Source organism: Paenibacillus sp. UMB7766-LJ446 (assembly GCF_030226665.1).
Classification (GTDB): domain Bacteria; phylum Bacillota; class Bacilli; order Paenibacillales; family Paenibacillaceae; genus Paenibacillus; species Paenibacillus vandeheii.
On the sequence record NZ_JASOYM010000001.1, the window covers coordinates 574970 to 601218 of the forward strand.

Consider the following 26249-nt stretch of genomic DNA (forward strand, 5'->3'; position numbering starts at 1 on the left):
TGGTTTTGAATTGGTTGTTCTGTACCTCTGACTGAGTTAAAATAAAGCCTGAAGACAAATTCAGGTAACTCAGGAGGGATTGCAATCATGCAATACACGTACTTGGGAAAATCAGGTCTTAAAGTCAGCCGGATCTGTCTCGGCACGATGAATTTTGGACCTGCTACAGACGAAAAAGAGGCATTCCGTATCATGGATGCGGCACTCGATGCCGGTGTGAACTTTTTTGATACCGCTAACATTTATGGCTGGGGCGAAAATTCGGGTCTCACCGAGGAGATCATTGGACGCTGGTTTAAACAGGGCGGCGGCAGACGTGAAAAAGTCGTTCTGGCGACCAAAGTCTATGGCTCCATGCACGATGATACAGACGGTCCAAACAACGATGCCGGTCTCTCCGCTTACAAAATCAGACGTCATCTGGAAGGTTCCCTCCGCCGCCTGCAAACCGATCATGTTGAACTCTACCAGATGCACCATGTTGATCCTGCTATTTCGTGGGACGAGCTGTGGGGCGCATTTGAGAACGCTGTTCATCAGGGCAAAATTGGTTATGTAGGTTCAAGCAACTTTGCTGGATGGCAGATTGCCATTGCTCAAAGTGAAGCCAAGAATCGTCATTTCCTCGGGCTTGTATCCGAGCAGCATAAGTACAGTCTCAACTGCCGTTTGCCTGAGCTCGAAGTGCTGCCCGCAGCGAAAGAGCTGGGCCTTGGTGTTATTCCGTGGAGTCCGCTTGATGGTGGGTTACTTGGACGTAATGCGCTCCAAAAGCTGGAAGGTACACGCAGTGGTGGCATTGCTGAACGGATTGAGTCCCACCAAACGCAGCTGGAACAATTCGCGGCACTTTGCCGTGAACTCGGCGAACCACAGGATACCATAGCTTTGGCCTGGGTTGCCGCTAATCCGGCAGTTACCGCACCCATTATTGGGCCGCGTACGCTGGAGCAGTTTGAAACGGCACTCAAATGTTTGGATGTTACTTTGGATGAAGCGGTCCTCAAACGTTTGGATGAAATCTTTCCGGGTCCGGGAGGACAAGCTCCGAATGCATATGCTTGGTAAAAGCTTAACGGCTTAAACTGAATGCATCTTTTTAACGAAAAATGCTCTATATATAAATCAATTATCCTATGATATGACAACAAAAAAAGTCCGACCTTCACATGTTGAGGGTCAGACTTTTTATGTACCTCACTGCACTGACATACCCCGGCTGGGAACTCCATCTCAGCTTCTCCAGCCAGACGAATTTCAGTCCAATGAAGAGCTTTGCTTGCTGCAAATGATATGTTACAGGTTCACATTAACGCGATTCGTGTAAGTCTTGCGTTTCTCTATCAATTTGTTCAAGCCATCTACATAAGCACGTGCACTGGCACCCAGAATATCGGTACTTACGCCACGTCCTTGTACAGATATTTCGTTTTGAGTAAGTACGACATGAACCTCACCCAATGCATCCTTACCATGCGTAACCGATTTGATCGAGTAGTCGGATAGCGTTACCTCTTCTCCGCTCACTTGGTCAATCGCATTATAAATGGCATCAACAGACCCATTACCTTCAGCTTTTTGTTCCACCGTATCACCCTCAAGTGTAGCAATACGAACTTTAGCCGTTGGAATGGATTCATCACCATACGTCACAAAGATGGATTCCAGTTTAAACACTTCAGGTGCATCCTGCAATTTCTCTTCGATGACCGCCAGCAAATCCTCATCTGTCACTTCTTTTTTCTTATCAGCCAGATCTTTGAATTGGGCAAAAGCACGGTTCAATGCTTCATCTTCCAGTTCATAACCAAGCTCAATCAAGCGCTCACGGAAGGCATGACGTCCCGAGTGTTTACCCAAAACGAGCTTGCTTTCCTTCAGACCGATGGTCTCTGGCGTCATAATTTCGTAGGTTGTTTTCTCCTTCAGCATGCCATCCTGGTGAATTCCGGATTCGTGTGCAAACGCATTCGCACCAACAATCGCTTTATTCCCAGGCACAACCATACCCGTCAAACGACTCACGAGACGACTGGTCCGAGCAATTTCAGAAAGCTGCAGCGAAGTTTTCGCCTGGAAAAATTCCTGACGTGTCTCCAGTGCCATGGCAATTTCTTCAATCGCGGTATTACCTGCACGTTCACCAATGCCGTTGATGGTGCCCTCAATCTGATCGGCTCCGTTCAGAATCGCTGCGAGTGTGTTGGCAGTTGCCATCCCCAGGTCGTTATGACAGTGTGCACTCAGCTGCACCTTATCAATGTTGTGTACGTTTTCCTTGAGATGTTTGAAAATATTTCCGTATTCGTATGGGCTCAGATAGCCAACGGTATCCGGGATATTTACAACAGCTGCGCCTTCTTCCACAGCCATATTCACCATCTCAACGAGGAAATCATACTCGGTCCGACCTGCATCCTCCAAAGAGAATTCAATCTTCGAAAAAGTATTCTTTGCATAGCGAATGGCTGACCGAGCTGTATCAAGAACTTGAGCTCTGTCCATGCGCAATTTATGCTGGCGATGAATGGGTGAAGTTGCCAAAAAGATGTGGATACACGGGTCTTGAGCGCCCTTCAACGCCTCTTTCACCGCATCGATATCCTGCTCTCTGGAGCGGGATAAGCCAATAACAGTAACATTTTTGACCGCTTTGGCTACTGCATTAACTGCCGCCAAGTCGCCTGGAGAGGCCGCGGGGAAACCGGCTTCCATCCGGTCAATACCAAGCCGCTCGAGCTGGTGCGCAATTTCCACCTTTTCACGAGTGTTCAGATTGACCCCCGGGGATTGTTCTCCATCACGCAGCGTTGTGTCAAATACATAGATTTTACGCACGCCTCGCACCTCCTAGACTTGTATTTTATGTTCCTCTAAACCAGTAATAGCGGCACACGCATATGCACGGCCGCTATTCCCGGTTAAAGCTGTAAGTTTACTTGATTACCTTAAAGCCGATGCTTACTTCTTGATCCAGTGCATCATCTCACGCAATTGTCCGCCAACCACTTCGATTGGGTGTTCAGCTTCATTGCGACGAGTTGCTGTCAGGAACGCACGGCCGGATTGGTTTTCCAGGATGAAGTCACGTGCAAATTTACCTTGTTGGATATCTGTCAGGACTTCTTTCATTGCTTTCTTCGTATCTTCAGTTACCACACGAGGTCCAGTTACATAGTCACCGTACTCTGCTGTGTTACTGATGGAATCACGCATGCTTGCAAGTCCACCTTCATACATCAGGTCAACGATCAGTTTCAATTCGTGCAGACACTCGAAGTATGCCATTTCAGGAGCATAACCCGCTTCTGTCAACGTTTCGAATCCAGCTTTTACCAGGGCACTTACACCGCCACACAGAACAGCTTGCTCACCGAACAGGTCTGTTTCTGTTTCTTCACGGAAGGAAGTTTCGATAACCCCTGCACGCGTGCAACCGATACCTTTGGCATAAGCCAGACCGATATCTTTTGCTTTACCTGTTGCATCTTGCTCAATTGCGATCAGGCCCGGTACACCGAATCCTTCCACGTAGGTACGACGTACCATGTGGCCAGGGGACTTAGGAGCTACCAGCAATACATCGCTGTCTTTTGGAGCAACGATTTGACCGAAATGAACGTTGAAACCGTGGGAGAAGAGCAATGCTGCGCCTTTTTTCAGGTTTGGTTCGATTTCGTTTTTGTATACAGATGCTTGTGTTTCGTCAGGGAGCAGAATTTGAACTACATCTGCACGGCTAGTTGCTTCAGCCGGGGACAGAACTTCAAATCCGTCATTTTTTGCAGTGTCAAAAGATTTACCTTCACGAAGTCCGATGACTACGTTCAATCCACTGTCACGCAGGTTTTGAGCTTGGGCATGGCCCTGGCTACCGTAACCGATGACCGCAATCGTTTTTCCTTTCAATACGCTAAGATCTGCATCCTGTTCATAATAAGTAGTTACTGGCATGTTTATAAGTCCTCCTTTGTATTGTAAAGAACCCTTCATTAATGAGCGGGTGTCTCAAGGGACCGGTACGCTTTTCCTGCTATAGCGTCTCTGGTCTGATCCGATCCGTTCAGACACCCGCCCATTAATGCGGGTGTGTGGCTATATTGTCAAGCGTTACATCACTAAAATGTTAAATTGCAACTTGTACGGGACTGGTACCTCATCTAAGAATAACGGTATATTTCAACTCCGTGCTGCTAACATACCTTTGTCGTTCCATTGATAAGCATCAGACCATCGCTTTTTTAATATGACTGTTTAAACGTTACCTCGTACCAATGCAGTTATTCCTGTACGTGACAGTTCGCGAATGCCATAGGGCTTAAGCAATTCTATCATCGCATCAATTTTATCCGTATCTCCGACCACCTGTACAATCAGGCTGCCTGGACCAACATCTACAACAGAGGCGCGGAACGTCTCCACCACACCCAGAATTTCTGGACGTTCGGATGGCTCTGCCTTTACCTTGATCAATGCAAGTTCACGGGCAACCATCGGTTTTAGACTAAAATCAACCACTTTGATGACATCAATGATTTTGTACAGTTGCTTTTCAATCTGTTCCAGCGTTTTGTCATCACCGATCGTCACAATGACCATCCGTGACAAACCCGGTTCCTCGGATTGACCCACCGTGATGCTCTCAATGTTGAATCCCCGTCGACCGAACAACCCTGATACCCGCTGCAGGACGCCAGGCTGATCGTTGACCAATATCGAAATCGTATGTCTAATCATTCCTCAGCATCCCCCATCAGCATTTGATCGATTGTCGCTCCTTGCGGAACCATTGGATAAACATTTTCTTCCTTGCGAACTACGAATTCAACAACGACCGGTCCTGGTGTATCCAGGGCTTCTTGCCAAGCACGCTCGGCTTCTTCCTTGTTGGTTGCACGCAATCCTTTTACCCCATAAGCTTCAGCAAGTTTCACAAAATCAGGGCTTCCTGCCAGATCAATATGACTGTAACGGTTCTCATAGATGATCTCTTGCCACTGACGTACCATTCCAAGCACCTGATTGTTGATAATAACAATCTTTACCGGGATGTTGTTAATGGCACAAATCGCAAGCTCCTGAGAACACATCTGCATGCCGCCGTCACCGTTAATGGAAATAACAAGTCTGTCCGGGTTAGCCATTTGAGCACCGATTGCTGAAGGGAATCCAAAACCCATCGTTCCCAGTCCACCGGAGGTTACCCATGAACGCGGTTTGTTGAATTTATAATATTGAGCTGCCCACATTTGATGCTGTCCAACGTCTGTAGTCACGATTGCTTCGCCCTTGGTTGTATCATTCAGCATTTCCACAACCCACTGTGGTTTCAATACTTCCTCTGAATCTGTGTAGCTGTAAGGCTTCTCTTGTTTCCATTGTTTGATCTGGTCTCTCCATGCGTCTGCACGTTCAGCGCGTTGAACCTCTTTGTTTGTTATTTCCAGAACCGTCTTCACATCACCAACGATTGGAATGTCCGTTGCAATGTTTTTGCCAATCTCAGCCGGATCAATGTCAATGTGCACAATTTTGGCATGTGGAGCGAATCCGTCCAGTTTGCCTGTTACCCGGTCATCGAAGCGTGCTCCGATGTTAATCAGCAAATCCGATTTTTGAATCGCCTGATTGGAAGTGTATGTTCCATGCATCCCCGGCATCCCGGTCCACAATTCGTGACCACTCGGGAATGCTCCAAGTCCGAGAAGTGTTGTCGTGATTGGAATGCCTGTCTTTTCCACAAATTCGAACAGCGCTTCGTGTCCACCGGAGTAAACTACACCGCCGCCTGCCAGAATCATCGGACGCTCTGCTTCCTGAATCGCCTGAGCCAGACGATCAACCTGAAGTTTGTTCGGTACTGTCCGTGGGTTGTACCCTCTCAATATAACAGGTTCAGTCACGGGTTCAAACAACGTTTTGTTAGCCGATACATCCTTCGGAATGTCGATCAATACGGGACCTTTACGTCCTGTATTCGCAATATGAAATGCCTCATGAATGACACGTGACAAATCTTTTACGTCTTTTACCAGATAACTGTGTTTGGTAATTGGCATCGTGATTCCGGTAATATCCGCTTCCTGGAAAGCATCAGAGCCAATCAGACTGGAAATGACATTTCCCGTAATGACTACGAGTGGTACGGAATCCATATACGCTGTTGCAATACCCGTAACCAGATTCGTTGCTCCAGGTCCGGAGGTAGCGATACAGACACCCACTTTTCCGCTCGCCCGTGCATATCCGTCAGCTGCATGAATGGCGCCTTGTTCGTGACGGGTTAACACGTGCTTGAAATCCTCGAAACCATACATCGCATCGTAAATGTACAATACTGCGCCGCCCGGGTAACCAAAAACACACTCTACACCTTCCAGCAACAAGCTTCTCAGCAGAATTTCGGAACCGCTAATGACCTCCGGCTTCATCCATTTTTCACGTAATTCATCTGTCGATCGTACTTCTGGAATTTGAGCTCCCATCAGTCATCCTCCTCTCGGAATTTACATCATTCTGACATTTAAAGTTACAAAAAAAACCTTCCATCCCTGCAAACAAGTTCATGCTTGCGAGGGACGAAAGGTTATTGCTTCCGTGGTACCACCCAACTTTGTCCGAAATTTCGCAATAACGGACCTTACCAGGTACAAAAAATGATAGACCAAACGGACATACCCGTTCTCCATACCTGTTGTCTGTAACGCAGACATACGATTTTCCCTAATAACCCAATGGAGTGACATCCAATGCTTTTCAGGAAAACAGCTCCGAGGTGAGCTCGTATATAAGGGATAATGGTGGTGGTTTCAGCAATTCCAGCCACTCTCTGAGCAAAAGAGCCCTTAAAACTTCGTCCTCTTCATAGCCGATGAAATATTCTCGTTAAATGTTAGGAACATTATATGATTCCTCCAACCGATAAGTCAATACCCCTTTTGTATAAAAATTCAGAACATCCCTAATCCTTCATCCTGAATCTTTAACGTTACCCCAATCCCTGCGCTTCATTCAGTCACCTTTCAACTTCCCTCAGGCATAGGATATACGAGCAGCACGACTGGTCCTGAAAGGAGGCTTCCGATGGTGCTTCGGCAACGTAAATCCAAGCTGGATGATGCCGCCATAATGAGGCTGATTGACTCTCAACTTGTTCCTCTATCTCATATGAGTGAAAGTGAAATCAATAAAATACGCAAAGAACTACCCCTGCGAATGAACAGGGGCATGACCTTTGTTGTCTCACCGAATCCTGACAACGAAGCTGTCGCATTCATCCATTTTCTCATGCACGGCGAACTGCTGTATGTGGATATGATGGCTGTTGCCCCAAAAGAACAGCGAAAGAGGTACGGTCAGACTTTGCTTCTCAAAGCGGAAAACTTTGCGGCATCTCGAGGTTGCAAAAGATCCAAAGTGATGGTTGACGAAGGCAATACAAAAGGACTTCGATTTTACCAAAAAAATGGATATAGCACGATTCGATACATTATGTTAAGCCGCTGCTACGAGTTGGAAAAAACATTATAAATCGGTTTAGAAAAAGCCTGGTGGCCGTGGTCCGTAGGGTCCATATCCAGGTCCTGGTCCATATCCACCACCAAATCCCGGTCCGTACCCTGGGCCTGGTTTTGGTCCCGGCCCATACCCCGGACCAGCACCTGGACCAAAACCGAATCCAGGACCAGCGCCGTAAGCATAAGGCAGCGTACCGATGGCGAGCAGATCAAATAATACCAATGGCAAAATGGCTTTGGTGCGTACTTTTTTGCCAACTGAGCGTTTCAGCACCAATTTATTGCCCGATACTTTCAACAGCCTCCCGGTCACCAAGTACCGTCTTTTTTGATCGCAACAATATTTTTGCCTATTAATTTCATCGCTTCATCACGCGTAACTTGTTGTTTCATACTTTCCCCTCCTCCTCGGATCGTTCAAAACAGTGTATTCGTCCAGAGCCGGCTTCGCTTGTTTCTTTGTCCCTAAATGAAAATATGGGTGTCTTCCCCATCACCGTCAAGCATCTTGGCAGTTCGCTTTTTTTCTTATAAAAACACAAAAAGGCTCGCACGAGGCGAACCTTTTAAAGTAAAGAATGAGGTAGGAAACATCATTTCTGTCGTTACCTTTTCCCCGGATCATACGGTTCCCCGAGTGCAGACGGAGCAGACGAGCGCCCGACAGCTGCAACGAGCACGATGATGGTGAGCAGGTATGGCAGCATATAAATAATTTCCTGGGGAATACTTTGAGACCATTCGAACAGCTGTACATAGTTCCGAATCGCTTGCGAGAAACCAAAGAACACAGCGGCCCCAAAGGCACCAATCGGATTCCACTTACCAAAGATCATCGCTGCAATCGCAATGTAACCTTGACCGGAAACCGTATTATGAGAGAATGTGCCTGTCGTAGTCAGCGTAATTGCCGCTCCACCGATAGCAGCCAGCGCACCACTGATCATCACCGCAACATAACGGTAACGACGCACTTTAACACCCACGGTATCCGCCGCACTTGGGTGTTCACCAACAGAGCGAAGACGAAGGCCGAATGGGGTTTTATACATAATGTAATAAGTCAGAAAAACGAACAGAATAGCCAGATATGTTGTCGGGTACACATTCTTGAAGAAAGCTTCCCCAAGCAAAGGAATATCCTTCAACAGTGGCACATCAAACTTGCTAAAACCTTGTACCAGTGGCGAATCGCCTGATCCTTCAAACAGCAGTTTTACCAAATAAAGTGTGCTTCCTGCTGCCAGGAAGTTGATTACGATACCGCTTATAATTTGGTCCGCCTTAAATGTAATCGAGGCAACCGCATGGATCAACGAAACCACTACGCCCAGCACAACCGCGAACAAAATCCCCATCCAGGCAGATGTCGTTCCTCCCATACCGGCTTCTTGAGCATAGTGCGCAGCAATTCCCGCTGCAAAGGCACCAAATACCATGAAACCTTCAAGTCCAAGGTTGGTCACACCTGATTTTTCCGAAAAGATTCCGCCCAGTGATGCAAAAATCAATGCCGTGGCAAAGACAAGCGTCGTATTGATAATTTGCCCAATTGTCAACAAGTCCATCTACAACACCTTCTCTTTCTTGCGCTTGGAATAGAACGGTTTAAGTACCCAGCGCACGATGCCTTGTGCCGCAATGAAGAAGATAATCGAACCGATAACAATCCGAATAATCTCGGGCGGTACATCCGCAGCAAAGCTCATTCCCGCAGATCCATAAGTGAGCGTACCGAACAACAACGCGCCCAGCAACACACCAAACGGATGATTCAAACCAATCAGTGCAACCGCGATGCCGTCAAAACCTGTTCCTGGTGAGCCCGACATAACGGTCTGGTATTGGAACACTCCAAGTACCTGGAATGCACCGCCAAGACCTGCAAGCATACCACTGATAAACATGGCTTTTACAATATTGCGATTGACATGCATACCCGCATACTCTGCCGCATTCGGGTTGTATCCTACGGCACGAATCTCGTACCCTTGTTTGGTTTTCCACATGTAAATATAAAAGAGCACAGCCATGACAAGAGCAATCAATGTTCCCATGTGAACACGAGAGTTGCCCATCAGTTCAGAAAGCCATGTCAAACTAATCGATGCAGTATCGCTGATATCGACCGAACGATTTTCCCCTTTTAACAGCAGGAATTGGCGCACGATCAGGTTGGCCAGATACAGACCAATCCAGTTCAGCATGATACTACTGATAACTTCGTTAACTCCGCGCGCTGCTTTCAGGTAACCGGCAATTGCTGCCCACAGACCACCAAATACCGCACCGGCAATCAAGGCCAGTGGAGCATGAATGTAGATTGGCAGACCTGCAAACTTTACGCCTACAAAAGTCGCGGCAGTCATACCGACGAGAAATTGTCCTTCTCCCCCGATATTAAACAGCCCTGCACGAGACGCAAATGCAAATGCAAGTCCTGTCATAATCAGCGGTGTCATTTCCCGAACTGCTTCACCAAAGTTGTACATGTCTCCGAAAACCTTCGTAAACAGTGCACTGTAGGCTTCAATCGGGTTGTATCCGCCGATCAGCATGACAATACCACCCAGGATCAAACCCATAATGATGGCTACAATAGGTAATATAAATGAATCACGGGTAAACCATTTCAATACGTTACTCATGCACAGTACCTCTCTTTTGGGTGCTGCCCGCCATCATCAAGCCGAGCTCCCTGTCATTGGTTTCTTCCGGCAGCACCTCGCCCACGATCTGTCCTTCATAGATGACAGCAATTCGGTCGGATACGTTGATAATTTCATCCAGCTCGAATGAGATCAGCAGTACCGCTTTGCCCTGATCACGTTGTGCAATCAATTGTTTTTGAACAAACTCAATAGCACCTACGTCCAGACCACGAGTTGGCTGGGCAGCAATAAGCAGTTCAGGGTTCTTATCAACCTCACGTGCGATAATGGCTTTCTGCTGGTTCCCTCCCGATAAGGAGCGGGCTTTTGTTTCAATGCTTGGTGTACGCACATCAAATGCCTCTACAAGACGCTTCGCTTGCTTCTTGATTGCTTCGAAGTTAAGGAATCCTTTACGGGTATAAGGAGATTTATAATACGATTCCAGGACGATATTTTCACTCACAGAAAAATCAAGGACAAGTCCATGTTTGTGTCGGTCTTCCGGAATATGGGCTACACCCGACTCCGAAATATGGCGCGGAGAATGATTAGACAGTTCTTTACCCTCAAGGCGAATCGAACCGCTATCTACTTTACGCAGTCCGGTAAGAGCCTCAATCAGTTCGCTCTGTCCATTACCATCAACACCTGCGATTCCAACAATCTCTCCTGCACGTACATTCAGGTTGAGTTCGTTCAGAACCGAGATACCCTCTTTATTTTTGGCGGTCAATTTGCTGACTTCCAGTACATTGTTTCCTGGTGTAGCCGGCTTTTTGTCCACTTTAAAAGTGACATTGCGACCAACCATTTTTTCTGCCAACTCATTCGGATTCGTTTCTGATGTTGTAACGGAGTCAATCACTTTACCACGACGAATGATCGTCACCGTATCGGAAATTTCCATGATTTCTTTCAGTTTGTGTGTGATCAGAATAATGGATTTGCCTTCGGCCACCAACTTTTTCATGATCACCATCAGTTCTTTGATCTCCTGAGGTGTTAATACAGCAGTAGGCTCGTCAAAGATCAGAATGTCTGCACCACGATACAACGTCTTCACAATTTCCACACGTTGCTGCATACCGACGGAAATGTCATGAATTTTGGCATGCGGGTTCACTTTGAGTCCATACTGTTCAGACAGTCGCTGCACTTCAGCAGCAGCTTTTTTATAATTAATGTTGAGACCCTTCCTTGGTTCAGATCCCAAAATAATGTTCTCTGTTACCGTGAACGGCTGTACAAGCTTAAAGTGCTGATGCACCATGCCGATGCCAAGATCGATTGCTTTGTTAGGGCTGTCGATGATGACAGGCTTGCCATTCACTTCAATGGAACCTTCATCCGGCTGATAGAGACCAAAGACAATATTCATCAACGTTGATTTACCAGCGCCGTTTTCGCCCAGTAGAGCATGGATCTCGCCTTTACGAAGCTGAAGGCTGATGGCGTCGTTGGCAACAATGCCTGGGAAACGCTTCGTGATTTGTTTCAACTCAACGACGGGGGTTGCTGCACCCATGTAATCACCCTTATACCTGATATAGTGTGGTTCCGCAAACGTAAGAAAAACGTCTATCGACGTTTATTCAAGGAAGATGACCGCTTCTTAGCGGTACTTTTTCTTAGGATGATCGAATCCTTCAGTTTCACTGAAACTTATGCATTCCATAATCTTAAGAAAAGCTCCTACCGGAGCGTTGATACGAAGTCTTCTTGCTTTTGCTATGGGATTTCCCCAAAGCTCGTCTTGCATGCTTGTACAATTGTTATGGTGACTTGAGCAAATTTTCCTACTCTGACAATCATAAGGCCGGTCAAGACCGGCCTCGATGATTATTCTTTTTACAGGCTAAATCAATTACTCTGTAGGAACTTTGATTTCGCCGTTGATGATTTTTTCTTTGTACTCGTCCACTTTAGCAAGTGTATCAGCAGAAACATTTTTCGTGGAAGTATCAGCGATGCCTACACCGTTTTCTTTCAAAGTCAGATTCTCAGCTCCACCTTTGAATGTTCCATCAATAACTTCTGCGTTTACGCGCTTAACAGCTTCGTCAACTTTTTTGATCATAGAAGTCAGTGTTACATCATCACCAAACTCCAGGGATTGGTCTTTATCTACACCGATAACCCAAACATCTTGACCTTGTTTCTTACGAGCGATTGCTTCGTTGAACACACCATTACCCGTTGCACCGGAAGCGTGGAAAATGATATCTACGCCTTGGTTGTACATTGTAGCAGCTGCTGCTTTACCCAGGTCAGGCTTATCAAAAGCACCTGTGTAGTTAGAAATGAACTCAGCTTTAGGGTTAACAGCTTTAACCCCTTCTCTGAAACCTACTTCAAACTTTTTGATCAGCGGGCTGTCCATACCACCAACGAAACCTACTTTGTTGGATTTAGTTGTCAGACCAGCTACAACACCTACCAGGTAAGAACCTTCTTCTTCAGCAAATGTTACCGATTTAACGTTAGGAGCATCAACAACACTGTCAATGATCGCGAGTTTGGAATCAGGATTTTGTTCAGCTACAGTCTTGATTGCATCAGCCAATTGGAAACCGATACCCCAAGTCAAATCATATCCACCTTTAACGAACTCGTTCAGGTTTGGAATGTACTCTTCATCGGATTTACTTTGCAGGTATTTAACAGCTACACCTGTTTCAGTTTCAGTTGCTTGCAGAGCTTCCCAAGCGGATTGGTTAAACGATTTGTCGTTAACTCCACCTACGTCAGTAACCATACCGATTTTCAAATCGGATTTAGCTTCAGTGTTTTCGCCACCTGTAGTTCCTCCGGCATTTGTTTCCTCTTTCGGCTTGCTACCGCAACCTGCGAGCATAACCGATACTGCCAGCAACATGACCAAAGACAAGCTGAGCATCTTTTTCATTTCTCTTGTTCCCCCTTAATGATATATACCTAATTCCTGTCCAGGCCAAAACGGAACGGATCAACAGATTGATAATATGGCTTTTATGCGGAATGTATGGTTTCTTCGACATTAAAAGCGCATTCTTACCCTGAAACGATTGTGTCACCTGTCGAAAAACCGAACATTATGACATGAAGAGAAAATTTTAGGACTAGCCTACTAGAGGTGATTATACATTCAACCCGTGGTAAAATCCAGATGTTTCATCACCAAATATCACTTATTTTTGCTCTTTTTTTATTGAAAGCGCTTAATATTTTAGCGATTTAACACACTAACGTTACAACGATGTGATGTTATGTAACAAAAGCATATCACATTCTATAGTAAGAAATGGATTTCACCAGTTTTCATTTGCATTATTTCACCGTTCGTATTTTATGTATTATCACGGCCTGTTATTCGCAAGTTATATGCTTTCAGTGTGTCCTTACAGACTGCAGCATATTCGTTTCGCACAACGGCCCTTTTAGCAATATCATTCTTTAAGCCGTAAAAAAAGCCGCCATAGGTACGGCGGCTTGAATAAGCAATTTTAAGCGTTGATTTTGCCTTTAGCTACAGTAGCCAAAGAGTTGAACGCATTGATGTCGTTAACGGCCAGATCAGCCAACATTTTGCGGTTCATGTCTACACCAGCAAGTTTCAATCCATGGATCAGTTTGTTGTAAGACAAACCATTCATACGTGCTGCAGCATTGATACGAACGATCCACAGTCTGCGGAAGTTACGTTTCGTGTTGCGACGGTCACGATATGCGTATACCAGGGATTTCATTACTTGCTCGTTAGCTGTTTTAAAAATACGGTGTTTGGAACCGAAGTAACCTCTTGCCAGTTTCAAAACCTTTTTATGACGACGACGTACTACAAAACCGCCTTTTACTCTTGCCATATTAAAGAACCTCCCAATAAATATTAAATGTATCCGTGGTATGTGTACGGCCTAGGCCGATCCCCCATACGGAATGTACTATTTCAAGTTAGCCTTTCAAGTTAGCCAAACCTTGTTTCAAACGTCTTACGTCCCCGGCAGCCATAACTGGGTTACCGTTCAAAACGCGCTTAGCACGTTTTGATTTGTGGGAAAGCAAGTGGTTTTTGTGAGCTTTGTAACGCAGGACTTTACCGGAACCGGTAATTTTGAAGCGTCCTTTCAAACTGCTGTGTGTTTTCATTTTAGGCATTTTGTGTTTCCTCCTTCAATGTTATCAGGCTTTAGGAGCCAGAATCATGATCATACTGCGGCCTTCCAATTTTGGTTGACGTTCGATGGTGCAGAGTTCTGCAACTTCCACTTTAACGCGCTCCAAAATCCGTTGACCAATAGCGGCATGCGCAATTTCACGTCCGCGGTAACGAACGGAACATTTTACCTTGTCGCCTTCTTTCAAAAACTTAACTACATTACGAAGCTTCGTTTGATAATCATGCTCCTCAATATTGGAACGGAACCATACTTCTTTAATGTCAACAATTTTCTGGTTCTTACGGGCTTCTTTGTCTTTCTTTTGTTGCTCATAGCGGAATTTGCCATAGTCCATGATGCGGCATACCGGCGGTTTAGCCTGTGGTGCCACATTGACCAGGTCCAAGTTCAGGTCAATCGCCATTTGCAGTGCTTCCCGAATCGGCGTGATCCCAATTTGTTCTCCTTCAGCTCCGACAAGGCGTACTTCCTTCGCCCGAATCTCATCATTAATCATGTGATCTTTACTAATAACCGTCCACCTCCAGGTCATTTTGAATATCCAGTTACACAAAAAAATAAAAGGGATGCCGGTTAAGCTACCGACATCCCTGTAATCAACACAATTCTTCATGAGTAAACACTTCATAAATTATTGGGATCGTTGACCAGCCAACATGTTTGTTGATCAGGTGAGAAGTCGGACTTCTACTTGTGATTCCATAGCTATTCATTTAACGCACTTGAATACTATAACATCCTGCAAAACGATTGTCAACATATCTACAATGTTTTTTACAGAGAGGCTTTCGTCCAAGTCAATAATTCATTATCCCTGCTTGCTCTGCACCTCATCCAAACGTACAACACGTGTATGTTGAGTATGGCTCCATTGTTTGTTGTTCTGCGTGAAGAACGCGTAGAACGTAATTGGATACCAAGAAAGAAGGTAAATCGGGAACAAGATCAGGTACAGATACACTTTGGCAAAAGTAACCTTTTCCAGCGCCATGGACAACAGGAATGTCAGGATGTTCAGACCAATCGCTACGAATCCTACCCAAAGCGGGAAGTACCCGTATATGTTTGCGATATGCGGACCACTGAATATCGCTGTATCCACCCACAAGACAGCTGTCATCAGGAACGTAAGCAAAACAACGTACACGTTTGCGCCATACACAGCAAGGTCAAATTTCACCAAGCTTCTTTCCTTGATACTTTGCCACAGCAGCGGGAAGAAATATCTACGCGCGACGGTAAAGTGACCTTGCATCCAGCGAAGGCGTTGTCGTGCGGAAGCCTTAAATGTTAACGGCTTCTCATCAAATACTTTGGCATCGTAGTTAAAGACAGGATACACATTACGTTGAACACTGCGCATTGTAAACTCCAGATCCTCAACCAGACTTGTAGCGCCCCAGCCAATTTCCTTGAGCAAGTTCGTCTCGAAGCACATTCCAGTACCTCCAAGGAAATTCGCCATATTCAAATTGTGGCGGGACAGCTGCCACAAACGGTTGATGTACCAGTACGATACACCATATGCTGCAGTGATCCAGGAATCCTCCGGATTTTTCGTATCAATGTATCCCTGAATAACACGCGAACCATTGCACAAGTCGTCGTTCATCTCAAGCAAGAAGTTACGGTCAACCAGGTTATCCGCATCAAACATAACGACTGCATCATATTGACGTGGCAATTTCCACAGGTATTTAAGCATCCATTCGATGGCATACCCTTTACCTCTGAGATCAGCATTGGTACGTACACAAGCATTCAGTCCATGCTGTCTTACAATTTGAGCCGTTCCATCAGTACAGTTGTCGCAAATGACAAACACATCATACATATCTTCCGGGTAATCGAGTTGTTTCAAGTTCTCCATCAACGCACCAATAACTTGTTCCTCATTGTGCGCTGCGACGAGTACAGCGAATGACTTTGTCGCCGGATAGTGTTTCTTTTTCTTTTTCTTAATCAGACCGAACAGCGAAAACGTGAATTGGTACACGGCTAGCAGTGCCAGAATGACCTGCATCGTGACGAATATAGCGTCCAACATCGTTCTCTGTTACCCCCTTTTTTTCAAAACCAGATTACTTTAAATCATTTCTCTTCCTGGATTCTGCACTTTTATTTTTTTGTGACGCACAGAATATGACCCTGTTCTTTTGTTTACTACGCAAATATTTCAGACAATGTTTCAAGCATGGTTGATTGCCAGTTGGCTGCTTTATCGATTTTGTATTCTTTTCAGCCATTTGTCAAAACCGCAATTCCACTTCCTGAAGCAGAAATGTGAACTTTAAACGCTGAATAGGCACTTTGTGATACTCCAACCTCGCATTCATGCCTGTTATATCTTATTTTCAGCCGTTTACTTGATTTTTATTTCTAAAGTCCCTGCTTTTTTCATCAGGCTGATCCATATCGACAGAGGCTCTATATCAAATAACGTAAACAGACCGCAAAAAGTTCAGTCTTAAACTCACAATTTTTTAACCGCATTTCAGCCATGTTGAATCATTGTATCTTTTTTAGATCGTCCAAGTCAAAAAGTTAAGTTGGGTTCTTAACCACTCTTTAACATGAATTTTACCTTCTTCACATGTGTTCTTCTTGAAAAGGACAACATTTAAAAATATGATAAACATATACCTGAAATAACCTCAAGTTCACGAAAAACGGTTATATACTAAATCAGGACGAAACCGGACACAGCAATTTACCGGAAATACTGCCGCCAACACGGGGCCTGACTGGCAGGAGGCCAATATGAGCCGTTTATTCGTAAAGTTTCAAGAGTATGATCGAAATGTATTTATGTGGATTAATGGTCGACTTCATAATCGATTTATGAATTTTTGGCTGTATTATTTCACCCATCTGGGAGGAGCAACTTCTTCTATCGCAGTATCCTTACTGATCTGGCTGCTGGCTCCAGCTCCTTGGAGCACAACAGGACTTCAGGCATGTATCGCTCTGGCGGTTAGTCACATTCCCGTAGCCATCGCCAAAAAGCTGTATCCACGCATTCGGCCTTATCTGGCCTTGCCGGATACGATTACGTTCCGCAATCCCCTGACGGACCATTCGTTCCCTTCAGGGCATACTACCGCCATATTCTCGGTGACGGTCCCTTTTATGACAATGGAGCCGTTCCTGTTGCTGATGTTACTCCCTGTTGCATTAATTGTCGGATTTTCTCGAATTTACCTGGGATTGCACTATCCCTCAGATGTGCTTGCAGGTGCTACGATCGGTACTTTAGTCGCACTTGCAACAGTTGCTTTATGGACATAACGTGAATATGTTAGACTAAGGAAAACCTAGCAGGAACAGGTGAAGCAAGCGTGGAGAAAAAAAGAGTATTACTATTATCTGAAGGCTTTGGCGCAGGTCATACTCAAGCCGCTTATGCACTGTCCAGCAGTTTGCGAAAACTTTCGCCGAATGTGCAGACCAAAGTGCTTGAGTTGGGAAGTTTTCTGAACCCTAGAGTTGCGCCACTCATTATTACAGCGTACAAAAAAACGGTCATTAATCAGCCCAAGCTCATCGGGTATGTATACAGGCATCAATATAAAAAATCCTTAAACCGGCTGACCACACTCGCGCTGCATAAATTGTTTTATACCCATACACGCAGTATTGTGCGTCAGCTTCGTCCGAATGTTATCGTATGCACACACCCTATTCCCAGTGCCGTCATTTCCAGACTGAAACGTCTGGGGGTACAGGTTCCACTCTGTACAGTCATCACCGATTATGACGCGCATGGGACATGGATTAGTCCAGAAGTAGACCTGTATCTTGTTTCTACAGATGAGGTAAAGTCCAAATTAATGCTGCGCGGTGTATCTTTAGACAAAATTCGGGTTACCGGTATCCCAATCCACCCCAATTTCTGGGAACATCCCGGACGGGATGAAATCCGTGGCAAATTCAATTTGAAAAACATGCCTACGGTGCTTGTAATGGGCGGGGGCTGGGGAATGCTCAGCGATGAAGTAGTCAACCAATTATTGACACGCTGGCATGCGGATGTTCAGATCATTTTCTGCCTTGGCCGCAATGACAAAAGCCGAATCAGCATGGAGCAAAATCCGTTGTATCAAAAAGAGAATATCCATATCATCGGGTACACCAATGAGGTGGACAAATTAATGGAAGTATCCGATCTCCTGATCACCAAACCGGGAGGAATGACATGCAGCGAGGGTTTGGCAAAGGGAATTCCGATGTTGTTCCATAATCCCATACCAGGCCAGGAAGAAGAGAACGTTCAGTATTTCACCGCACGAGGTTTGGGGGAGCCTATTACTTCGCTTGACGTTGTTGTAAAATGGATGAACAAACTGCTTCATAACTATCCTGAGATTGTTCGTAAACGCAAACGCCACATGGCGCAGATTGCCAAGTATCACCCAATGCAGAGCGCACAGAGTATTATCGACCTTCTGGACCTGCGTCCCTACTCGGCAGACCAAGCCAGACTGTAACGGCTTCAAACAAGCCTGCATGTACACAGTAAAGGTGCCTTCGAATCGAAGGCACCTTTTTTAATATGAAGAAAAGTACAAACTATTGAATACCAGCAGATTTCAAGTATTCCTGCCACTGTTTGGTGTACTCACTCTGGATCTTCTCAAGGCCTGCCTGTTTGGCTTTTTCCATAAATGTATTCAACCCTGCTTCTACATCCTCCACCAATCCCACATTCAGCGGATACAGATACTGCTTCTCTACCTGCTCCAGGGCAGCCTTCTCGGCTTGGTATGGCGTCCAATCTTCAGCAAATCCGGTGTAAATATCCGGCTTTTTCATTTTGTCCAGCTCATTGAAAATAGCCAGCACATCATCAAAGCTCTTATCATAGAGCATGAATTCCGGATTACGCCAAGCCCAGCCATTCATGCCTTCACGCGGGAATCCATTGCTCTGTGCATCGCCCACCATTTTATAGTAACCGTCCTGCACTTCAAAGTTTTTACCTTCCACGCCATATTCGGTCAGCCAGTTATAACGTTTGTCGGTAACCAGTTTCTCATAGAATGCGAGTGCTTTCTCCGGGTTTTTGCTGCTGCGTGGAATTGCAAAACCATTGTGAATCGGGTGAACGGGTTGTGCAAATCCTTTCGCATTCGGATAAGGGAAATAACCGAGCTTCCAATCCGGGTGAGTGGACTGGACCTTAATCACATCCGCATTAAATTTGTTCGGGTTCTCTCCCGACAGAACAACAGCCGATTTGCCATTTTGCAGCAAGGAGTTGGACGTATCCTTTACATTCAGCACGTTTTTCGGGAAAAATCCTTTGTCCATCCAGCGTTTGTACGTTTTCAGATCTTCCAGATGCTGTGCAGATCCCCAATAGGAAGTGATATCGGATGGTGTATCATACATGATGTCCAGACCATAAGGGAGCTGACCTGCTGTATTCACCAGCTTGGATGTCAATTGACGAATACCATGGGTATGATTTGCATTGCTATCCGCGATTGGAATCATAGTTGGTTCATTGGCTTTGATTCCCTCCAGATAGGCTTCGAGGGTCTCCAGAGATTCCGGTTTGGGCAAATTGTACTTCTCCCGCAAATCCTCACGGTACGCAATACCCTCCGTCACATATTCAGTCCATGTAGAGGGCACAGTATAGATCTTGTCATTGACTGTTACCGCTTTCCACATATCCTCAGGTACATAAGCCTTAAGCGTTGGTGCTGCCTTAGGCAACAGTTCATCCAGTGGCAGGAATGCTCCTTTTTTTGCATAGGACTGATAAAACGTCCAATCCGCTGTAAAGATCAGGTCAATCGGTTGACCGGAAGACAGCAGCAGTTTGTATTTTTGATCCCAGTCTGTCCAGGACGTATAGTTGAATTTTACATTAACGTTCAGATCAGCCTCAGCCAGCTTGTTAATTTCCGACTCAATCACAGGCAGATCCTTGGGTGCGTCACCAAGCATATAAAATTGCAGCGTTACCTTCTCCCCTTTGTTTTCAGAAGAGCCTCCCTGCTCACTTCCTTGCGTCGATCCCCCCGAACCGTTATTACATGCGGCAAGCACCCCGGCGAACAGCATCAGGGCAAGTACCATCGACAGGTGCCGAATTGTTTTGTTACGCATACGCATCCTCCCTTTTTGTGGTCAACCTTATATGTTAGCGCAGACTCGCCGTGGTTCAGACAGGCAGACAACTATTTCAGCGATCTGCCCTCACAGCGCGTGCACGTTCTAACCTTTTACCGCACCAATGGTAAGCCCTTTAACAAAGTAGCGCTGCACAAATGGATACAGGAACAAGATGGGGCCAGTAACCACAATAGCCATGGCCATTTTCGTCGATTCGGTAGGTACATCCTGGCTGAGTGTTATTCCGGTACCGATCGCCATCTGGTCAATGAAGGTAATCGTGTTCATCGTGTTATACAAGTAGAATTGCAGCTGGTACATGTCTGGGTTGTTAATGAACAAGGATGATGTGAACCAGTCATTCCAGTATCCCAGTGCCAGAAATAACCCCACAGTGGCAATGCCGGGCATCGCCAGTTTCAACACTACGCTAAAATAAATACGGAAGTCATTCGCCCCATCGATTTTGGCGGACTCAATCAGCTCATCCGGAACGGCTGAACGAATGAAGTTTTTCATCAGGATAATGAGAAATGGTGTCATCAGTCCCGGAAAAATCAACACCGTATACGTATCCGTAAGATTGAAATAATTTGCCAGCATGATGTACCAAGGTACCAATCCCCCACCAAAGAGGGTTGTGAAGTAGATGAAAAACGAGAAGGCGTTCCGGTATTTGAAATCTTTGCGCTGCAGTACAAATCCCGCCATCGTAATGAGAAACAGTCCAAGGGCCGTACCCACAACAGTTGTAAAGACCGTCACGCCATAGGCTTTGAGCACCTGAGTCGGAAATTCGAACACCATCTTGTAACCTTCCAAGGAAAAATCGGTGGGAAAGAGGTGATAACCATCTCTCACAATGGATTCATTGCTGCTGAAGGAGCCGGATAAAATCAAAAGAAATGGAATGATACAGATTAAGGAAAGAATCAGGATCACACTGTAAGCGATGACTTGAAACAACAAGGTGAATTCGGAATCTCTGGCACGAGTATGCATGGTGGTTCTCCCTTCTGCCCTGCGGGCGTCCTAGAACAAAGCGTAGTCCTCATTGACTTTGCGGATGATATAGTTCACGGTCATGATCAGGATAAAACCAAACAGCGATTGATACAGACCCGCCGCGGTAGCCATTCCGATATCAAACGTTACTTTCAGGGAACGGTACACATACGTATCGATGATGTCTGTAGCGTTATATAAGACCCCGTTATTTCCAATGAGTTGGTAAAAGAGATCAAACTGCCCCTTCATAATGCTCCCAAGCGAGAATAACAACAGGATTACAAAGGTCGGTTTTAGCATCGGTACTGTGATGTACCAAATGCGCTGAAAGATGTTAGCTCCGTCAATGCGAGCCGCCTCGTAATACTCATCGCTGATGCCTGTAATGGCTGCAAGGTAGATGACCATGCTGTACCCGAGATTTTTCCACAGATAAAAAATGATGATCAGAAACACCCAGATCCAGGGTGTGTTGTAAATATCGATTGGACCTGCTTCAAAACGTTTGAGTACGGTGTTCACAAAACCGGATTCATAGTTGAACATGTTGTAAGCGATTACACTTAATAGTACAAACGAGATGAAATACGGTAAAAACATGACCGACTGCGATATTTTTTTAAACACTTTCCCCCGAATTTCACTGAGCAAAATCGCACAGAAGATCGCTAGCCCGTTTCCCAATATAATGAAGGCCAGATTGTACCCCACGGTGTTGGTTGTCAGCTTCAGCAGCATTCCTGATTGCCACAGAAACTTGAAGTTCTCCAGGCCCACAAATGGACTGCCGAACAAACCACCTTCAAAATCATAACGGGTAAACGCATAATAGATGCCGACCATCGGAAAATACGAGTTAATCAGAAAAAAGATCAGTGTAGGCAGCAGCATCAGGAACATGATTTTGTTTTTGTTCAATTCTTTGAGCATGGCTCGATCCCTCCCGAATTTCTTACGGCGCGGCGCGCAGTGGAGCTCTGTTTTTATTGTAGATGCCCTAAGCGCTACCGGATACTGAATCATTCGGCCGGATCATGAACGATTCTGCGAAATGGAATATGAACAATATGAACGAACACTGAAATGAATGTCTGAGCGTTCACAAAAGTTGATATCGTGCATAGGTTGAACCTAGTGAACAATACAGCGAAAGTTGAACTTTAGCTAAGGAAATCGGGTATAGCATGCCGTCTGTCGTTGATGTAAACGCATACATACTATATAATTCTAGATACATCCGTGATTCACTACGCCCGAATATGAAATCTTATCCTTCGCTATGAAGTCTAACTTTGTTCATCCAAAACTGGAGGTCCACGGGAGGAAAGGTCATGCGTAAACGTTCAGAGGACAGCCAGAAGGTTTTTGCACGGATTCTCATCGGCATTATTGTTAGCACCGTTGCCACCTTACTTGTGGCTTCTACCATTTTGTACGTCAACTATAATCGTATTGCCCTTCGTCAGGTCTACCGCACAGATATGAATGGTCTCACCCAGACCAGTCGCGAAGTCTCCAAGATGACCGAGACCGCCAAATCACTGTCTTATCAGATTTATCAGGATTACACCATCTCTGCTCTGCTGCTCTATGCGAATCCGAGTATCTATGAAATTACGCCAGCGATGGAACAACTCGATAACTATCGCATGTCCCTCCCTTTTATCGAATCGATCTATGTATATAACTCCAAAAATGATGAGTTCTTTATCAGTTCCAATGAAGTTCGCAATGGACAACAGTCCATCTCGGAAATTGACGATAAGGGGATTACAAACATCCTCAACCGGTTCCATGATTATAAGCCTTTTGTCCCCATTCCGCGTACATACCAAGTGGGCTCGACCGAGGAAACTCAGGTCAGCAGCTATACATACCTCTGTTATGACACGATCAATGACAATGCCACACTGAATTATGCGGTTGTTGTAAATATCAAGGACGACTGGCTCAGCCCTAATATGAACTCAGTCGATCAGCCAGGGAAAACGTTTATTATCAATGAACAGGGACAGTTATTGTCCGATTTCAGTGATCGGGCGTTGATGAAAGACCTGTCCAATGAAACATTTATACAGCCAATCCTGCAAAATACGGAGCAGTCCGCCTACTTTACCACAGAGGTTGATGGGGAGAAGTCTCTCATTACTTACACCGCTCCTGACAACCTTGGATGGCGCTATGTACGAATCACGCCCTATGACCTGATTACCACAGATATTCGACATATGCGAACACACACCGTTCTTTTTTGTCTTGGGCTATTAATTGCGGGAGTGCTGCTATCCTACCTCGTTTCACGGAAGCTATATCATCCCATCGATAAAGTGCTTGTCCGTATGCGTGTGATGGAAGCGGAGCGTCGCGGCAGTCTGCATCTTTTGCGACAGGATTTTTTGCGGGGGGCTTTGCAAGGACGGGAAACGGTAACAGGAGGCATGCTGGAGGAACGAATGAAGTTCTACGGCTCTGCTGTTGATGTTCATCATCTAACCAGACTGGTACTGCTGCGGATTGATCATTTTACCGACTTCAGTGATACCTACCGGGATGAAGTCCAACTTGTAAAATACGCGATGATGAACATTTGCACCGAAACGGCTGACCTCTACTATCACACCGAAGCGGTGGATATGGGCGGCGATCTGATTACTCTTATCTTTAATGATAAAATTCAGAATGAAGCTAATGATGACCATGGCTCCATTGAGGAGCTCCTGCGCATGATGCAGGCTGCCGTAATGACACATCTGAGATGCTCCATTTCTTTTACTATCGGACCAGCGGAAGATTCATTGGAAAACAGTATTGCTTCTTATACCCGATCGGCAGAGGCTTCGCTTCACCGTTTGTTCATGGGTCCTGGATGCCTGATCTATACCTCGGACATTATGGCGTATCATGCCAAAGAGTATGCTTTCCCTGTTGGAAAAGAAAGACAGCTGATTGATTGCCTGATGACAGGCAAAACAGGAGAAGCCAAGCAGGTCTATGCAGATATCGTGAGTGAAACGGCAACCTATCCGTTTACCGTATTTCAACTGGCTCTGTCTCATCTGACCATGACTCTGAATCATGTACGAAACACACTCAAAAAGAACAATCAGCTCACACTTGAATCCATCTCCGACCGTTCGATGCTGCCGATTCATGATGCAGAGGATCTCAGCGAAGTTCACGCACACTTTTATCGCATGTTCGACGAACTTGGATCCAAAGTAGAGGAAAAGCGAACGCTCAAACATGAAGAACTCATTCGCAAAATCAACTGCATTATTGAACGAGATTACGCAGACACCAATCTTTGTCTGACCTCGATTGCGGATGAACTAGCCATGTCACCCATATATGTCAGCAGACTCTATAAACAACTAACGTTAAAAGGACTCACTGATGTCATTAACGAAACCCGCATAGCCAAAGCGCAATATCTGCTCATTGAGACGGAAAACTCTGTGGCTGATATCGCCGAGCAAACCGGATTCACCAACAGTTCTTATTTCTATCGGATGTTTAAGAAATTCAACGGGGTTACTCCCAACGATTATCGCCGCAAGGATCTTCATTCGGAGCTTTAGTAGCAGTAAAACAAAGAGCCACAGCGTTTTCATAAGGTTTAGTTCGGTCAAAATAGCAAAAAAAGCGTGATATGAGAGTCTGGTAGCCAGATCCATATCACGCTTTTTTATAATATATTACTCTTGATCTTCGCCAGACTCGTCCGTAGCTTCCCGAACTTTATACTTGTCCAAACGGATTTGTTGATACTCGCGCAATGCCTCTTCACCAACGATGACTTCAACCCGGTGAATGTTCATGCCTTTGCCCATGAATTTCTGCTCATACTCTGTCATGACATGCTCTTCATTCAATCCATCGCGGTGCAGATTCAGGGACAAATTGGTCATTTGCAAACCAAAATCAGCAATCGCATTGAGAGAGAAGTCAAACAATGTCTCCGAATCTGTTTTGAAATGGATTTGTCCTTTTGTGTTAAGCAGCTCTGTGTATTTCTTGAGGAAGCGCGGATGTGTCAAACGGCGACGTGCATGCTTGGCTTTTGGCCAAGGATCGCTGAAGTTCAGATAAATCCGTTCCAATTCCGCCTCTTCGAATACTTCCTCGATCTGTTCGATATTGGCCAGAGCGAGCTTCAGGTTGGGAGGTGTCTCCACTTCCTCCTGACTCCATGCTTTCCGAGCCTTCTCGCTGGCACGACGCACCAGTTCATCATACATATCAATACCGATAAAATTATATTCCGGATATTTATAACTCATTTGGCTGATAAATTGACCTTTACCCATACCAAATTCCACAAAAATCGGATGGTCATTACCAAACAGTTCAGACCATTTTCCTTTGTACTGTTTGGGATCAAGAACAACGAGATCGACTTGTTGCTCCAGATTTTCACGAATCCCTTTTCTGCCACGTAAACGCATCTTATTCCTCCGTTTATCCATACTTGTCTCAGAATCATTTTGCCGAAGAACCGGCGAATTGTAAAGAGCAATGAAAAAGGAATCTTCGGATCTGCCACTTTGGGGCAAATCTCAAAGATTCCCTCTTCGATTTATTTGGAATTGGGGTCCAACTACTTTAATAGTTCATAGTCTACCTTATCTTGGTGTGAAAAATCAAATGTCTTTTCGAAAGCATCGCGAACTTTTTGTCTTGCAGCCGCTTTCACTTTCGGATTGCCATTGAAACGAACACCTGTCAAAGCCAGAGCTTCTTCTGCCGTCAGTTCTACAGAAACATTATTTTTGACTTGGGAATTCATTCAT

General features: G+C 45.4%; 22 protein-coding genes and 1 pseudogene. 5 read left to right on the forward strand and 18 right to left on the reverse strand.

Going from position 1 to position 26249, the window contains the following annotated elements; all coding sequences use genetic code 11:
* Positions 1-87: 87 nt before the first annotated feature.
* On the forward strand, positions 88-1068 hold the full coding sequence (locus QP794_RS02805) for an aldo/keto reductase (RefSeq protein WP_285074806.1): 981 nt from the start codon (positions 88-90) through the stop codon (positions 1066-1068).
* A 228-nt stretch (positions 1069-1296) separates the two neighbouring features.
* Here QP794_RS02805 and QP794_RS02810 read toward each other — a convergent pair whose 3' ends face one another.
* The 4 genes from QP794_RS02810 to ilvB all read right to left on the reverse strand — a co-directional run bounded on the left by QP794_RS02810 (position 1297) and on the right by ilvB (position 6485).
* On the reverse strand, positions 1297-2838 hold the full coding sequence (locus QP794_RS02810; protein ID WP_079346238.1) for a 2-isopropylmalate synthase: 1542 nt from the start codon (positions 2836-2838) through the stop codon (positions 1297-1299).
* Positions 2839-2961: 123 nt separating this feature from the next.
* The gene (gene ilvC / locus QP794_RS02815; RefSeq protein ID WP_285074807.1) at positions 2962-3954 is read right to left on the reverse strand and encodes a ketol-acid reductoisomerase; all 993 of its coding nucleotides are present in this window, start codon (positions 3952-3954) and stop codon (positions 2962-2964) included.
* Positions 3955-4254: 300 nt separating this feature from the next.
* Positions 4255-4737, reverse strand: coding sequence for an acetolactate synthase small subunit (gene ilvN, locus QP794_RS02820; RefSeq protein WP_024628317.1), 483 nt, complete (start codon positions 4735-4737; stop codon positions 4255-4257).
* Entirely contained in the window at positions 4734-6485 is a 1752-nt protein-coding gene (gene ilvB, locus QP794_RS02825; RefSeq protein WP_285074808.1) for a biosynthetic-type acetolactate synthase large subunit, read from the reverse strand. Before ilvB ends, ilvN begins: the two co-directional genes overlap by 4 nt.
* A 598-nt stretch (positions 6486-7083) precedes the next feature.
* On the opposite strand from ilvB, the gene QP794_RS02830 reads away from it, so the two are divergent.
* On the forward strand, positions 7084-7530 hold the full coding sequence (locus QP794_RS02830) for a GNAT family N-acetyltransferase (RefSeq protein ID WP_483311862.1): 447 nt from the start codon (positions 7084-7086) through the stop codon (positions 7528-7530).
* Between the two features lie 6 nt (positions 7531-7536).
* Here QP794_RS02830 and QP794_RS02835 read toward each other — a convergent pair.
* From QP794_RS02835 to QP794_RS02875, 9 genes and pseudogenes are all read right to left on the reverse strand, one after another.
* Positions 7537-7910 (reverse strand): annotated as a pseudogene (locus tag QP794_RS02835) (hypothetical protein).
* 212 nt (positions 7911-8122) lie between these two features.
* Positions 8123-9085 carry an ABC transporter permease gene (locus QP794_RS02840; protein WP_063564195.1) on the reverse strand — a complete coding sequence of 321 codons (963 nt, stop codon included), beginning with the start codon at positions 9083-9085 and terminating at the stop codon, positions 8123-8125.
* Complete coding sequence (locus tag QP794_RS02845; protein ID WP_024628312.1) at positions 9086-10165, reverse strand: ABC transporter permease; 1080 nt, start codon at positions 10163-10165, stop codon at positions 9086-9088.
* The gene (locus tag QP794_RS02850) at positions 10158-11696 is read right to left on the reverse strand and encodes an ABC transporter ATP-binding protein (protein WP_285074809.1); all 1539 of its coding nucleotides are present in this window, start codon (positions 11694-11696) and stop codon (positions 10158-10160) included. The genes QP794_RS02845 and QP794_RS02850 overlap by 8 nt, the downstream gene beginning before the upstream one ends.
* Before the next feature lie 339 nt (positions 11697-12035).
* Entirely contained in the window at positions 12036-13076 is a 1041-nt protein-coding gene (locus QP794_RS02855; RefSeq protein ID WP_079346244.1) for a BMP family lipoprotein, read from the reverse strand.
* A 577-nt stretch (positions 13077-13653) separates the two neighbouring features.
* Positions 13654-14013 carry a 50S ribosomal protein L20 gene (gene rplT / locus QP794_RS02860; RefSeq protein WP_017689664.1) on the reverse strand — a complete coding sequence of 120 codons (360 nt, stop codon included), beginning with the start codon at positions 14011-14013 and terminating at the stop codon, positions 13654-13656.
* An 88-nt stretch (positions 14014-14101) separates the two neighbouring features.
* Complete coding sequence (rpmI, locus tag QP794_RS02865) at positions 14102-14305, reverse strand: 50S ribosomal protein L35 (RefSeq protein ID WP_017689665.1); 204 nt, start codon at positions 14303-14305, stop codon at positions 14102-14104.
* A gap of 24 nt (positions 14306-14329) precedes the next feature.
* Positions 14330-14824 carry a translation initiation factor IF-3 gene (gene infC / locus QP794_RS02870; RefSeq protein ID WP_024628309.1) on the reverse strand — a complete coding sequence of 165 codons (495 nt, stop codon included), beginning with the start codon at positions 14822-14824 and terminating at the stop codon, positions 14330-14332.
* 312 nt (positions 14825-15136) lie between these two features.
* Complete coding sequence (locus QP794_RS02875; RefSeq protein WP_285074810.1) at positions 15137-16375, reverse strand: glycosyltransferase family 2 protein; 1239 nt, start codon at positions 16373-16375, stop codon at positions 15137-15139.
* Between the two features lie 713 nt (positions 16376-17088).
* Between QP794_RS02875 and QP794_RS02880 the strand changes: the two genes are divergently transcribed.
* Positions 17089-17616: a phosphatase PAP2 family protein gene (locus tag QP794_RS02880; protein ID WP_024628307.1), complete on the forward strand. Its 528-nt coding sequence runs from the start codon at positions 17089-17091 to the stop codon at positions 17614-17616.
* A gap of 50 nt (positions 17617-17666) precedes the next feature.
* Positions 17667-18815: an MGDG synthase family glycosyltransferase gene (locus tag QP794_RS02885; protein ID WP_285074811.1), complete on the forward strand. Its 1149-nt coding sequence runs from the start codon at positions 17667-17669 to the stop codon at positions 18813-18815.
* 82 nt (positions 18816-18897) lie between these two features.
* Here QP794_RS02885 and QP794_RS02890 read toward each other — a convergent pair whose 3' ends face one another.
* The 3 genes from QP794_RS02890 to QP794_RS02900 all read right to left on the reverse strand — a co-directional run bounded on the left by QP794_RS02890 (position 18898) and on the right by QP794_RS02900 (position 22389).
* Positions 18898-20451 (reverse strand): ABC transporter substrate-binding protein, encoded by a 1554-nt coding sequence (locus QP794_RS02890; RefSeq protein WP_483311863.1) that lies wholly within the window; start codon positions 20449-20451, stop codon positions 18898-18900.
* Between the two features lie 102 nt (positions 20452-20553).
* Positions 20554-21453: a carbohydrate ABC transporter permease gene (locus tag QP794_RS02895; protein ID WP_285074813.1), complete on the reverse strand. Its 900-nt coding sequence runs from the start codon at positions 21451-21453 to the stop codon at positions 20554-20556.
* Between the two features lie 30 nt (positions 21454-21483).
* Complete coding sequence (locus QP794_RS02900; protein ID WP_024628303.1) at positions 21484-22389, reverse strand: ABC transporter permease; 906 nt, start codon at positions 22387-22389, stop codon at positions 21484-21486.
* 401 nt (positions 22390-22790) lie between these two features.
* On the opposite strand from QP794_RS02900, the gene QP794_RS02905 reads away from it, so the two are divergent.
* On the forward strand, positions 22791-25037 hold the full coding sequence (locus tag QP794_RS02905) for an AraC family transcriptional regulator (protein WP_285074814.1): 2247 nt from the start codon (positions 22791-22793) through the stop codon (positions 25035-25037).
* Between the two features lie 117 nt (positions 25038-25154).
* Here QP794_RS02905 and trmB read toward each other — a convergent pair whose 3' ends face one another.
* On the reverse strand, positions 25155-25904 hold the full coding sequence (gene trmB / locus QP794_RS02910; RefSeq protein ID WP_285074815.1) for a tRNA (guanosine(46)-N7)-methyltransferase TrmB: 750 nt from the start codon (positions 25902-25904) through the stop codon (positions 25155-25157).
* A 152-nt stretch (positions 25905-26056) separates the two neighbouring features.
* On the reverse strand, positions 26057-26245 hold the full coding sequence (locus QP794_RS02915) for a hypothetical protein (protein WP_024628298.1): 189 nt from the start codon (positions 26243-26245) through the stop codon (positions 26057-26059).
* Positions 26246-26249: the final 4 nt, after the last annotated feature.